Origin of the sequence: Rhizobium sp. Rhizsp42 (assembly GCF_047304155.1) — a bacterium.
Lineage (GTDB): Bacteria > Pseudomonadota > Alphaproteobacteria > Rhizobiales > Rhizobiaceae > Rhizobium.
Genome location: NZ_JBGLYS010000009.1, coordinates 167,386 through 179,341 on the forward strand (window position 1 = coordinate 167,386; position 11,956 = coordinate 179,341).

An 11,956-nucleotide genomic window follows, 5' to 3' on the forward strand; every position below is an offset into this window, starting at 1 on the left:
CCGGTTTCCTCTGGGCGCCGTGCTGATCGCATTCCGTAGCCATCACATCAGCAATCCGGCAGCGGTCACGACACTTTGCGCGATCTCGGCGATCTTCTTCTTTTCGTTCATAGCTGTCTGCCGGAGTAGCCCAAAAGCCTCTTCCTCCGAAAGACCACGCATCTTCATCAGAATGCCTTTCGCCCGATCGATGATCTTTCGTTCCTCGAGAGCGGTCTTCGCTTCCGCCAGCTCGCGCTGCAGCCTGTTGAAAGCATTGAAGCGACTGACAGCCATCTCGAGGATTGGTTTGACGCGCTCTTTCTTCAGGCCATCGACAATATAGGCCGAGACGCCGGCTTCCACGGCCGCGACAATGGAATCCTCGTCCGATTTGTCCACAAACATGGCGATCGGGCGCTTAACCGCGCGCGAAATCTGGAAGATGCTCTCCAGCATGTCGCGGTTCGGGTTCTCGAGATCGATCACGATTACATCAGGATTGACCTCCTCGATGCGGCGGGCGAGGCCGTTCATGTCGGCTACGACAGTCACGCGCTGGTAGCCCGCCTCGCGGAGCCCCAATTCGATGATTGAAGCTCGGATGCTGTTCTCGTCGATAACCAGCACATTCAGGCTGGACTTGGATGGTTCAGACGTTGCCACAGGCAGCCAGCATTCCGTTCAAAGAGCGTCAATGTTTGTGATGATGAAATGCTCGATCTTAGCCTAAAAATCAATCAAATATTGAGTTGCTCATAATTTGATCGCTAATATGGCTTGAGTAACTCGAACTCGCCCCAAGCGTGCCGTCGTGTCTTCATGTCCGAACCAGAGCTTGGGAACAAAAACAGAAGACCGCCGTTGTTTTCCCAGTATTACCAAAGAGGCAGCAATGGCCAAGACTTGCAAAACGGCATCTTCACTTATCACGATTGCTATTCTGCTTGTCTCCTCCGTCGGATCAGCGCACGCCTTCAGTATGGCAGGGGCCGCCGAGAAGATGCAGCCGCATTCGAAAAGCGCCGTCGCTGCGTATGCGCAGGAGGGAAGCTCTGAGGACCGCGGCGATTTTCTGCTTTCCAAGGAAGAGGTTAGCCATATCCGCTGGTGCGCCGAGCGCTATCTGTCCTACCACGCGACCGACAACACTTACGAGAGTTCGGTCGGCACGCGTACCGCTTGCGTTTCCCCTTGAATGCACTGCCTACAAGTGCTTGGCGTGCTGCGCCTAGAAAAACTCTGAATGAGCGATAGGTATCCGGGACCTTCTCACAACTGGTTGATCATGAACTGGATTTCCCGCTGGACGGCCCGCTCTCTCGCGCTGCGATTTGTCGTCGTTGGCGGCCTGGTCAGCTTGGCGGCCATGTTCATCGTCGGTTATCTGGTGTCAAAGGTCATCGAAGATGCCGTGATCCACAATTCCGGCGCCGCGACCGCCCTTTATGTCGACAGTGTCGTTGCTCCGCTTCTTCCCGACATGCAGAAGGCCGCGCCGCTCGATGAGGCGAGCGCGCTGGCGCTAGATGAGACGCTTGGCCAAGGGGCGCTCGGAAAGCGATTGGTGTCGTTCAAGCTGTGGCGCGGCGACGGGACAATTCTCTACTCCAACGACAAGGCGCTCGTCGGAAAACAGTTTGCAGTCAACGACAAGCTTCGCCAAGCATTCGCAGGAACGCTGGTCGCGCGCTACGAGATCGCCGACGACCCCGAAAGCACCACCGAACGTTCGCTCGGCAAGCCATTGATGGAGATTTATAACCCTGTTCTCCAGCCTTGGTCCGGCCAGGCCGTCGCGGTTCTCGAATTTTACGAGACGGCCGAAGGGCTGGGCGAAAGCCTGACGCGGGCGAGATTGTGGAGCTGGCTTGGTGTCGCGGGTCTGACCTCTGTGTTCTTCGCGGTTCTCTCAGGACTGGTTTTTCGCGGGAGCCGAACGATCGAGGACCAGCAGAGGGATCTCGCCAAACGCGTCGCGGAACTCTCCACATTGCTTGCGGAGAACAAGGGGCTGCAGGGCCGGCTCCAGCGCGCATCCCAGCGTGCCGCATCGCTGAACGAGACATATCTGCGCAGCATTGGCGCCGATCTCCACGACGGTCCGGCGCAACACATCGCCTATGCTTCGCTGCGGCTGGACAGCGAATTGCTGATCAGCGCCGAAACGCTGCCCGAGGAGCGTGAGAAGGAGCTCTCCTGGATCCGCTCCAGCCTCGCCGAGGCGATGACAGAGATCCGGGATATCTGCAAGGGACTGGTGCTTCCAGAGATCGAAAAGGCTTCATTTGCCGAAATCGTCAACCGCGTCACCGTAGCCCACCAGATGAGAACCGATACAACGGTCAACACCGTGATCGAGCAGGACGGCTCGGAGCCGGTGGCGGCGGTGAAGATCTGTATCTATAGGTTCATCCAGGAGGCCTTGAACAACGCCCATCGTCACGGCGGCGGCATCCAGCAAGCCGTTTGGGCCACCCTTCATCGCGGGCATGTCACGATCGAGGTCAGCGATCGCGGCGAGGGCTTCGATCCAAACCATGTCAGGCCATCAAGCCTAGGGCTTGTCGGGCTTCGAGAGCGGGTCGATAGTCTTGGCGGCACGTTCGAAGTGAAGACCGGGGACAAGGGCACGATCCTGACGATGACCTTTGAACCCATGGAAACAGGAGAGCGGAGATGACGTCCATTACGGTTGGGATCGTGGATGACCATCCATTGTTTCGCGAAGGTGTGACGCGCAGCCTTTCCGAGATCAAGGACTTCCTGGTCGTGGGGGAGGGTGCCACCAGCGATGACGCGGCGATGATCGCGGCCGACAAGCATCCCGATGTCATGCTGGTCGATGTTTCGATGCCGGGCGGTGGCTTGAGCGCGATCGGTGAGATCCTGCGGCGCAGCCCATCGACGAAGGTGTTGATGCTGACCGCGTCGGAGGAGATCGACACGCTGCTGGCAGCGCTGCAAAGGGGCGCGATGGGATATGTTTTGAAGGGCGTCGGCTCCAGGGGGCTCGCTGAGGCGATCAGGACGATCCTCAAGGGAACCCGCTATGTGTCTCCAGCGATGTCCGCGAAAGTGGTGGATGTCTCGCTGGACAAGGAGCCGCAGAAGAACGCTTTGACTCCACGCGAACGCGAGGTGATGGACCTTGTGGGAGAAGGTCTCTCCAACAAGCATATCGGACTGCGGCTTGATCTGCAGGAAAAGACCGTCAAGCATCACATGACGCAAATCCTGACGAAGTTGGGCGTTTCCAATCGAACCGAGGCGGCGCTGCGCTGGCGGGGCAAGGGTTAGGGTCTGCCGATCCTAGCGTACAAACCGGTTCAGCCGGCGAACATCAGTGGCTGTCGCCTGCCTGTCGACAATCGTCCGGCCCTTCGAATCGCGCATGATGTAGCGACCGCGCCGCAGCGTTTCTGTTATGCCATTGCCGTGGCGGACATCGACACTGCCGTCTGAACTTTCGGTGGCCTTAACGCCTGAGGCTGATGATGAGGAGGGAGAAGACGGCGATGAGCCGCCGCCCTTGGCGGAGTTGCCGCTTGCGCCGACGCCTCCGTTGCTTTTTCCATTTCCACCCGCGTTGCTGGAACTGTTGCCGGCGTTACCCGAGCTGTTTCCATTGCTGGAACCGTTGCCGCTCCCATTGCTGGAACCGTTTCCATTATTGCCGCCGTTGCCATTTCCGCCGCCATTGCCGTTGCCGTTATTGCCGTCCTTCGCATGCGCGGCATTCGTCGTCGGCGCCGGAAGCGGCCCGAAGCTCAGCGTCAGTGGCATCGCAGAGATAACAATGGCGACCGTCGCCCCGCATCCCAGTCTCAGCAGGCAGCGCCTTGAAAGCATGATTGCGCCCTTTCCAGCCTTATGCCCTTGTCTACGCAGATGACGGCGCATGGATCTGCGCTGCACCGATCTTTCGCATCGATCATTCGACCTCTGGGCGATCGGTCCGCTGTTTGTGGCGAAATTCGACCACCTGCCGCATCTGCGCCAGGCGAAGCTCAAGCGCGGTCCGATCCATCGATGGGGCAAGCTTGGCGAGTTCATCGGCCAGAATGTCCATTTCCCGGAGGAAGAACAGCAGGTCAAAGCCACGTTCGAGTTCGGTGGCCATGTCGTTGGCACGAGGCGAACCGCTCCGTGACGACGCGGGCTCCGCCAAGATGATCTCGGCGACCGCAGCGTCGGCGTGCCGCGCTTGAATGTTTCTCACGATGTGCTCCTGTCAGTGCTGTTGCGGTTTGGACGTGGCATTTCCCGCGCCGTCTTGTGCATTCTGTTGCCGCGCGCGGCGGCTGTGCCACGCCGCGGCCTGGCGTAGGCCGTCGACAACACTTGGGGCGCTCGGTGGTTTGACGACGACGTGTACGCCGTCCCGGTCTTCAACAAGATCAGGATTGCCCGTCAGATAGACGATACCGACGTTGAAATGGTCGACCAGCTGCCTTGCGATCTCCGGCCCTGTCAGCCCATCGGCGAGGCGCACGTCCAGAATTGCGATATCAGCCTCCGGTGCCAACTCCATCGCTTCGGCCGCGTTCCGGGCGATCCCCGCGATCTCGAAGCCTTCGGCCATCGCGATGTCTTCCACCATCAGCGCAAAAGCCGGCTCATCCTCGACAATCAGAACACGCATGGTTGCTCCTAATGTATCGTCGGTGACAGGTGGCGAAGGTCGGGGTCAGGCGCGTCAAAGATTCCCAAGAGCTTCTCGAACTCAATCAGCACCAGCTGAAACTCCACATCATCCATGGCGGCGATCTGGATAAGCTCCGAAGACGCTCGAGCGATGAGCGTGTCGAGCCAGATGCATTTGTCCGCTCGGATAAGCCCCAGCACGTCCTTCCTGATATCGCGCAACTCGGACAAGATGCGAGACACCAGTTCGATGCGCTCATCGTGACCCATCCACTGCAAGCCGTTGCGGGCTTGCCGGATCTCAGCTGTCATTCTTGACGGCATAACCCGCCCTCCTGTCGTATCGATGAAGCTAACCACGACGAACCAGCCGACAACACGGGCTTTGGTCCCAGGTGGGTCGACTATTCGTTTGCGGCGACCGTCTGGGCTTCAGCCGGCGGCGTGCACGTCATGCGGGGGCCATCGTAGGGCTGATAGGTGTTGTCTTCCGCACGATAGGATTTGTAGCGATTGGAGCACCAGATTGCCGCGTTCGCCAATGGGGCGGCGACAGCAGGCGTCGTAGAGGCCACAACGTCACCACTCTTCTCCGATGAGGGCTGGCAGACGCGAACTTGGCCCTGGAATGAACGATAGGTGTTCGTCGCAGGATCAAACGACCTGTAGTGCGACGCGCACCAATTCAGATGTTCGGCCGACATTTCGCTCGATGGCGGCGGGATATCGGCGACCACAGGCGCGGCCGCGGCCGGTCGCTTGGCGGCAACCCGCCGGCTATCAGCCATCGCATATGTGGAAAGTGCGGCAGGCAACCGCTCATAGGTTTGAAGCGCGGGATCGACACGCGTGGGCTCTGTCGTCCAGAGATCGGCATCCCTCAGACCGCGCAAGCCTTGCTCCGTGTTCTCCGCCATGCCGATCGATGCCACGGCCGCTGCGACCGTAACCGTGCCCACGACCGTGGCTATTCCAAACGCAACGCTTGCGAGCCCGTTCATTGTCGTCATCCGTTGTTGTGTGAGGATGTTCGCCCGCCACCCAATCGGCGGCGCCGGATCAATCAGGCCGGGCGGTACGGCATGCGCCACGCCGCCCAACCGAGCGCGATCAATTGATGACCTGGATCACCTTGCGGGACGAAGGTTCGATGATGACCCGTTCGTTGTTTACGATCGCGTAGCCATATTTCGGATTTTCGGGAACTGGTGTGACCACGACGGTCTCTGGCAAGGCATGACCGACGACGACCTTTTCCTGCACGACGACGGGCGCTGCCGGAGCCGGCGCTTCGCGAACAGAGGTGACGACCTTCGCCGGTGGCGGATCGATGATGGTGCCGACCACGGCGCCGGTGACGCCGCCAACAGCCGCACCGACGGGACCACCGACGATAGCGCCGGTAACGGCTCCGCCTGCCGCGCCATTAACGGTGCCCGACTGCGCCATGGCAACGCCGGACATGAGGGTGATGGCTGCGATCGCAGTCGCTGCAAGTTTGAAAGACATGTTCATCTCCTCTTCTTTGCGACGCTCTGTCGCTGGGAGACAAACGGCTGTAATTACTACAGGTTCCGGGGTCGGACCTCAGTCGGAGGCGCCTCAGACCTTGGTCTGATGTGGCGTTGAAGCGCCTTGATATCGATCAATGCACTCGGTCGCGTCCGGCAATTCTCCGACGGGCATATGACCGCCCGGAGAGTTGATCTTGCTATCTGGCAAGGCGTTCGACGGGCGTCTCGGGCGTGAGGTTGTCTGCCACCTTGTTGGTGAAGGTCGCACGGTAATTGCCGTCAAGACCAGGGAAGAGAATGTAGTCCACGCCCTTGATCCTTGCAGTTTCCATGGGGATTGGGATGCCATCCCGCGCAAGCTCAGAAAGCCTCCCTCCCGCTGTCGAGGAAGGGAGCATAGCGGTCAACATGCCATGGGTGCGGGGATCACCTACGATGGTGAACGCCAAGCTTTCGCCATCCCATCCCTGCTCGAGAATATCCGTCCGCGATCTGCCGTCCAGCCAATCCAGCATCTGTCGCGCCGATACCATTGGGATCTCGTATTCTTGCCCAAGATCCATTAGGAACTTGTCGAAATCATTGTGAAAATCATAGTGCGTCCCAAAGGCGCCGAAGAACTCTTCCGGTCCCAAGGCGCGCTGGACGAGGCGCTCGACGGCCTCGCGCTCGTCGTTGAAAATCTCATCCACAAGATGCGTTTCTTGCTGGTAGACGTTGATCAATTCGCCTGAGGCCGAACTGAATCTCATGGGAATTCCAGAACCCGTCATGAAGCCGGCGCGACCCTTCAACCAGGTCCTTGGCCAGTAGTAGTAGTTCATGTCGAAGCGGATCCCCCAGTCACGACCGATCTTGGCCTGTGAGGTGAAATCGCTCCACACGATACAATGAAGGCGGCTTGCTTCCTGTACTGGGACATCGGGATAGGCGGCCCGAAAGCGTAAAATATCGGTCGCGAAAGCCTGGTCCAACGACGCCTTGGACCAGTTCTGGCAGAAGGTGCTGGCATGGGAGCCGAGATCAAAACCACTGGAGACATAATCAGCGGCCTCCCGCGCAGTCAGGCCTGAGTCGGGATAGAGCCATGACGTTGCACGGGCGCATTCCCATTTCCTGGCGTCGCAGTTTTCGGCGTCCAGAGTCAGCATCCGGTTGAAGGAATCTCTTGTCCCGCGTTTCGTGCCGTGATCGTCCGCAGCCATGACAAGGACCGCCTTGGCCCGGTTTGGGAAATACCAGAAGCGGGGGATGGGTGCGTCGTCCCGCTGAACATGCTGGATGAGGTTTGAGAGAAGACGCATCTGCTCATCAGCCTGGGGAATATGCACGCGAGCGAGATCGACGAAGTCGGGCTGCGGGTCGGCGCTGGCCGCGCCGAAAAAGAGATCGTTCGGTCGTATGGGCGCAAGGCCATCGCGATCCTGGCCTGCCCATTCGGGATTGCCTTGTCGTGTCAGGACAACGGATTGGGGCAGGTCGAACGCGAAAGCCGCGACCTCGCCTCCCGCGCTGCCCACCGACCTGAGGGTTAGCGCCGGCGTCGAGGCTTGGTTCATGCCACCCGAAAATGATGCAAGCGTCGCGGTGTCGGCATTGGTGACATAGCGTTCCGCTACGCCGTGAAACTGAATTGGCTCTCCGACCAGTCCCTGTCCGGGCGGTCGTTCCGTGTCGATCAGGATATCGCCGGCGGAGATTGCCCCTTCTTCCGATCGCACGCCCGCAAGATCCGCCAATTCGCCCGATGGACGCACGGCAATCAGATTTCCGCCGCTGGAGACCCAGCTGCGAAGCGCCGCCACCGCCGCATTTTCTATCGTCCCGGCGGTGATGACCAGCCGGTGTTCGGCAAGTGCCGAGGCTTGCAACTCGGGGCTGGCGATCGTCTTGAAATTCGTGAAGCCTTCCGCCCTCAGTATCTCAGAGAGATAGGGTCCAAACGGCGCGCCTTCGCCTAGAACAAGCAGTATAGGGCCGTCGCGTCCCAGATAGAGCGGTACCTTGTCCAGAACGGTGAACCGCCAATCGTGGCCAACATCATCTCGCAGCGCACTGCGCACTTCGATTTCGCCTTCAGGAAGTGGCTGGTAGCTACGGAAGATGGCAGCCGTTCGTAGTCCGTTGACCTCGACAGCGCCGGAAATATCGATCTTTGATCCGTCCGGCCTGGTGGCCGATACCTTGAGATCCATTGCCGTCGGGTCGATCGGCTGGTCGAAGGCGATCTGAACACGGACCCCCGGTACATTGACGGAACCCGGCATGGGAAAGGTGGAGACAATCTTCGTCGCATCTTTCGATACTGTGGATACGCCTTCGGCAATCACTGCTGCGATCAGGCAGAAGGCGACAGTTCCAATGATTTTTTTCACGGCTTGTAGCTTCCTCGAGATATTGCGACTTGCTCACGGAAAGACACCGATCCGTTGGAGGCCGGTAACGGCGGCTACATGGCCGGCGAAGCTTTCTGTCGGAGTGTCGCATACCTGAAGGTGGCCCTCGGTGAACGTGCTGGCCTTCTTAGGTGACACTCTGATCGAGAGATATCTTGAGGAGGATAGTAATAAAATATGCACTTATCAGGTAGAATAATACGACTTTTAGATGACGTCAGTTGCAGCTGTCGACGGCCTTCTGATTGAAGGCATTGCTTGCAACACCAAGGGGCTCAGCCCTTTTGCATCCTGCTCCAGTATCTCGAACAGTTGCCTGCGCATGCGCGGCTCCCAGAACTTGTTGATATGCGAGGCCACGCCCTGCGCGGCCTCGGCTTCGGGTTGCGTCGCGAAAAAGCCCGCGATCTGGTTGGCCATGTAGACAAGCTTGTCGTGTGTGCCGTGTGACATCGTCTACTCCGCGGCCTCAAGCTTGCCCGTGATACGGCGGCTCTGCCGCGCCTGCTCGTCATACTCGACCTGCCAGTCCGTCGGTCCGTTGGACGGCGAGACCTGAACGGCGGTCACCTTGTACTCAGGACAATTGGTTGCCCAGTCGGAGAAGTCGGTCGTGATCACATTGGCCTGCGTGTCCGGATGGTGGAAGGTGGTGTAGACCACACCCGGCGAAACGCGGTCGGTGATCAGCGCGCGCAGCGTCGTATCGCCCGAACGGCTCATCAGCTTCACCCAGTCGCCATCACGAATGCCGCGTTGTTCGGCATCATGCGGGTGGACCTCCAGCCGATCTTCGGAATGCCAGACGACATTCTCGGTGCGCCGCGTCTGCGCCCCGACATTGTATTGGCTAAGAATGCGCCCCGTCGTCAAAAGCAGCGGGAAGCGCGGTCCCGTGCGTTCGTCGGTGGCGATGTATTCGGTGCGGATGAATTTGCCCTTGCCGCGCACGAAGCCATCGACATGCATGATCGGCGATCCCTCGGGATGCGCTTCATTGCAAGGCCACTGCACGGAGCCCATCTTTTCCAGATAATCGTAGGACACCATTGCGAAGCTTGGCGTCGTCGCCGCGATCTCGTCCATGATTTCGGACGGATGTTGATAATTCCAGGCAAGGCCGATCGCCTGCGCCAGCTTCTGCGTCACTTCCCAGTCGGCATAGCCGTTCTTCGGGCTCATCACCTTGCGCACGCGATTGATGCGCCGTTCCGCATTGGTAAAGGTACCGTCCTTCTCGAGGAAGCTCGAGCCCGGCAGGAAGACATGCGCGTAGTTTGCCGTCTCGTTCAGGAAGAGATCGTGGACCACGACGCATTCCATCGCCGCCAGCCCCGCCGCCACATGCTTGGTGTCTGGGTCCGACTGCAGGATATCCTCGCCCTGGACATAGAGCCCCTTGAACGAGCCATCGACGGCGGCATCCAGCATGTTGGGAATGCGCAGTCCGGGCTCGTCGCTGATTTTCACGCCCCAGAGTTTCTCAAAGATATCACGCGTCGCGTCGTCGGAGACATGGCGATAGCCCGGCAGCTCGTGCGGGAAGGAGCCCATGTCGCAAGAGCCCTGCACGTTGTTCTGGCCGCGCAGCGGGTTCACGCCGACGCCGGGACGGCCGATATTGCCGGTTACCATCGCCAGGTTGGCGATCGCCATGACCGTCGTCGAACCTTGGCTGTGCTCGGTCACGCCAAGCCCGTAGTAGATCGCGCCATTGCCGCCAGTGGCGTAAAGGCGGGCCGCACCGCGCAGCATATCGGCAGGCACGCCAGTCAGGGCCTCCGTTGCTTCCGGGCTATGCTGCGGCTCGGCGACGAAGGCCGCCCAGTCCTCGAATTCCGACCAGTCGCAGCGTTCGCGGATGAAGCGCTCGTCGAACAGGCCCTCGGTGACGATCACATGCGCCAGCGAGGTCATGACCGCGACGTTGGTGCCCGGCTTCAGCGGCAGATGATAAGCCGCCTCGACATGCGGCGAGCGGACGATATCGGTGCGGCGCGGATCGATGACGATCAGCTTGGCGCCCTGCCGCAGCCGCTTCTTGAGGCGCGACCCGAAGACCGGGTGCCCGTCCGTCGGGTTGGCACCGATGATGACGACGACATCGCTCTTTTCAACGCTGTCGAAATTCTGCGTGCCGGCCGAAGTGCCGAAGGCCTGGCCGAGGCCGTAGCCCGTGGGCGAATGGCAGACGCGGGCGCAGGTGTCGACATTGTTGTTGCGGAAGCCAGCACGCACCAGCTTCTGCACAAGATAGGTTTCCTCGTTGGTGCAGCGAGAGGAGGTGATGCCGCCGATCGAATCGCGGCCATACTGATATTGGATACGCCGGAACTCGGAGGCGACATGCGAGAAGGCCTCCTCCCAGGTCACCTCGCGCCAGGGATCGGTGATCTTCTCGCGTACCATCGGGTTGAGAATGCGGTCCTTGTGGCTGGAATAGCCGTAGGCGAAGCGGCCCTTGACGCAGGAATGCCCGCGGTTCGCCTGCCCATCCTTCCACGGCACCATGCGCACCAGTTCTTCGCCGCGCATTTCCGCCTTGAACGAACAGCCGACGCCGCAATAGGCGCAGGTGGTCACGACCGAATGCTCCGGCTGGCCGATCTCGATCACCGACTTCTCGGTCAGCGTCGCCGTCGGGCAGGCCTGCACGCAGGCGCCGCAGGAAACGCACTCCGACGAGACGAAATCCTCATGCATGCCGGCCGACACGCGGGAATCGAAGCCGCGCCCCTCGATGGTCAGCGCAAACGTGCCCTGGACTTCCTCGCAAGCACGCACGCAGCGCGCACAGACGATGCATTTCGCCGGATCGAAGGTGAAATAGGGATTGCTCTCGTCCTTCGGCGCCCATTTGGCGTTGAGCCCGCCATTGTCGCGCGCCTTGACGTGGTTGTCGCCGTCATAGCCGTAGCGCACATCGCGCAGGCCAACGGCGCCCGCCATATCCTGCAGCTCGCAATCGCCATTGGCCGCACAGGTGAGACAGTCGAGCGGGTGGTCGGAGATATAGAGCTCCATCACCCCGCGACGGACGTCCTTGAGCCGGTTCGTCTGCGTCGACACCACCATGCCCGCCGCAACCGGCGTGGTGCAGGACGCGGGCAGGCCGTTGCGTCCCTGGATTTCGACGAGACAGAGCCGGCAGGAGCCGAAGGCGTCGATCATGTCGGTGGCGCAGAGCTTCGGGATCTCGATGCCGGCATCCATCGATGCGCGCATGATGGAGGTACCCTCGGGCACCGTCACCTGGTTGCCGTCGATGGTCAGCGTCACCATGGTCTCGGAGGCGGAGGCCGGCGTGCCGTAGTCGATTTCATGAACGAGGGACATGGTGTGCCTCCAATGAAAGAACACAAGGGATAAAACACCAGCGTTGGCGGCGTTTCCTTGGGTTCTGGTTGTGTTTTGACCGGC

At 60.1% G+C, this 11,956-nt stretch carries 13 protein-coding genes; 3 read left to right on the forward strand and 10 right to left on the reverse strand.

Annotated elements, in window-relative coordinates:
* Positions 1-42: 42 nt before the first annotated feature.
* Positions 43-645, reverse strand: coding sequence for an ANTAR domain-containing response regulator (locus ACCD05_RS11845; RefSeq protein WP_413392779.1), 603 nt, complete (start codon positions 643-645; stop codon positions 43-45).
* Between the two features lie 229 nt (positions 646-874).
* Between ACCD05_RS11845 and ACCD05_RS11850 the strand changes: the two genes are divergently transcribed.
* From ACCD05_RS11850 to ACCD05_RS11860, 3 genes are all read left to right on the forward strand, one after another.
* Positions 875-1,177, forward strand: a complete 303-nt coding sequence (locus tag ACCD05_RS11850; RefSeq protein WP_413392781.1) for a BA14K family protein — start codon at positions 875-877, stop codon at positions 1,175-1,177.
* Positions 1,178-1,267: 90 nt separating this feature from the next.
* Complete coding sequence (locus ACCD05_RS11855; protein ID WP_413392806.1) at positions 1,268-2,662, forward strand: sensor histidine kinase; 1,395 nt, start codon at positions 1,268-1,270, stop codon at positions 2,660-2,662.
* Positions 2,659-3,279: a response regulator transcription factor gene (locus tag ACCD05_RS11860; protein WP_111565001.1), complete on the forward strand. Its 621-nt coding sequence runs from the start codon at positions 2,659-2,661 to the stop codon at positions 3,277-3,279. Before ACCD05_RS11855 ends, ACCD05_RS11860 begins: the two co-directional genes overlap by 4 nt.
* Before the next feature lie 12 nt (positions 3,280-3,291).
* On the opposite strand, the gene ACCD05_RS11865 is transcribed toward ACCD05_RS11860, so the two are convergent.
* From ACCD05_RS11865 to fdhF, 9 genes are all read right to left on the reverse strand, one after another.
* Positions 3,292-3,834, reverse strand: coding sequence for a hypothetical protein (locus tag ACCD05_RS11865; RefSeq protein WP_413392808.1), 543 nt, complete (start codon positions 3,832-3,834; stop codon positions 3,292-3,294).
* 79 nt (positions 3,835-3,913) lie between these two features.
* Positions 3,914-4,102, reverse strand: coding sequence for a hypothetical protein (locus tag ACCD05_RS11870; protein WP_413392783.1), 189 nt, complete (start codon positions 4,100-4,102; stop codon positions 3,914-3,916).
* A gap of 111 nt (positions 4,103-4,213) precedes the next feature.
* Positions 4,214-4,624 carry a response regulator gene (locus tag ACCD05_RS11875; RefSeq protein WP_413392785.1) on the reverse strand — a complete coding sequence of 137 codons (411 nt, stop codon included), beginning with the start codon at positions 4,622-4,624 and terminating at the stop codon, positions 4,214-4,216.
* 8 nt (positions 4,625-4,632) lie between these two features.
* A complete protein-coding gene (locus ACCD05_RS11880) occupies positions 4,633-4,938 on the reverse strand; it encodes a hypothetical protein (RefSeq protein WP_413392787.1) in 306 nt (101 codons plus the stop codon).
* 92 nt (positions 4,939-5,030) lie between these two features.
* The gene (locus ACCD05_RS11885) at positions 5,031-5,627 is read right to left on the reverse strand and encodes a BA14K family protein (protein WP_413392789.1); all 597 of its coding nucleotides are present in this window, start codon (positions 5,625-5,627) and stop codon (positions 5,031-5,033) included.
* 109 nt (positions 5,628-5,736) lie between these two features.
* Positions 5,737-6,135: a DUF1236 domain-containing protein gene (locus ACCD05_RS11890; RefSeq protein WP_413392791.1), complete on the reverse strand. Its 399-nt coding sequence runs from the start codon at positions 6,133-6,135 to the stop codon at positions 5,737-5,739.
* A 202-nt stretch (positions 6,136-6,337) separates the two neighbouring features.
* Complete coding sequence (locus ACCD05_RS11895; protein WP_413392793.1) at positions 6,338-8,515, reverse strand: Ig-like domain-containing protein; 2,178 nt, start codon at positions 8,513-8,515, stop codon at positions 6,338-6,340.
* A gap of 228 nt (positions 8,516-8,743) precedes the next feature.
* Positions 8,744-8,989, reverse strand: a complete 246-nt coding sequence (locus tag ACCD05_RS11900; RefSeq protein WP_413392795.1) for a formate dehydrogenase subunit delta — start codon at positions 8,987-8,989, stop codon at positions 8,744-8,746.
* 3 nt (positions 8,990-8,992) lie between these two features.
* Positions 8,993-11,872 carry a formate dehydrogenase subunit alpha gene (fdhF, locus tag ACCD05_RS11905; protein WP_413392797.1) on the reverse strand — a complete coding sequence of 960 codons (2,880 nt, stop codon included), beginning with the start codon at positions 11,870-11,872 and terminating at the stop codon, positions 8,993-8,995.
* Positions 11,873-11,956 lie beyond the last annotated feature (84 nt).

Excerpts from the sequence above, each read along its gene's own strand:
- ACCD05_RS11850 (WP_413392781.1), top strand. The coding sequence starts at position 875 with ATGGCCAAGACTTGCAAAACGGCATCTTCACTTATCACGATTGCTATT.
- ACCD05_RS11875 (WP_413392785.1), bottom strand. The coding sequence starts at position 4,624 with ATGCGTGTTCTGATTGTCGAGGATGAGCCGGCTTTTGCGCTGATGGTG.
- ACCD05_RS11890 (WP_413392791.1), bottom strand. The coding sequence starts at position 6,135 with ATGTCTTTCAAACTTGCAGCGACTGCGATCGCAGCCATCACCCTCATG.
- fdhF (WP_413392797.1), bottom strand. The coding sequence starts at position 11,872 with ATGTCCCTCGTTCATGAAATCGACTACGGCACGCCGGCCTCCGCCTCC.
- ACCD05_RS11860 (WP_111565001.1), top strand. The coding sequence starts at position 2,659 with ATGACGTCCATTACGGTTGGGATCGTGGATGACCATCCATTGTTTCGC.
- ACCD05_RS11855 (WP_413392806.1), top strand. The coding sequence starts at position 1,268 with ATGAACTGGATTTCCCGCTGGACGGCCCGCTCTCTCGCGCTGCGATTT.
- ACCD05_RS11880 (WP_413392787.1), bottom strand. The coding sequence starts at position 4,938 with ATGACAGCTGAGATCCGGCAAGCCCGCAACGGCTTGCAGTGGATGGGT.
- ACCD05_RS11885 (WP_413392789.1), bottom strand. The coding sequence starts at position 5,627 with ATGAACGGGCTCGCAAGCGTTGCGTTTGGAATAGCCACGGTCGTGGGC.
- ACCD05_RS11900 (WP_413392795.1), bottom strand. The coding sequence starts at position 8,989 with ATGTCACACGGCACACACGACAAGCTTGTCTACATGGCCAACCAGATC.
- ACCD05_RS11870 (WP_413392783.1), bottom strand. The coding sequence starts at position 4,102 with ATGGCCACCGAACTCGAACGTGGCTTTGACCTGCTGTTCTTCCTCCGG.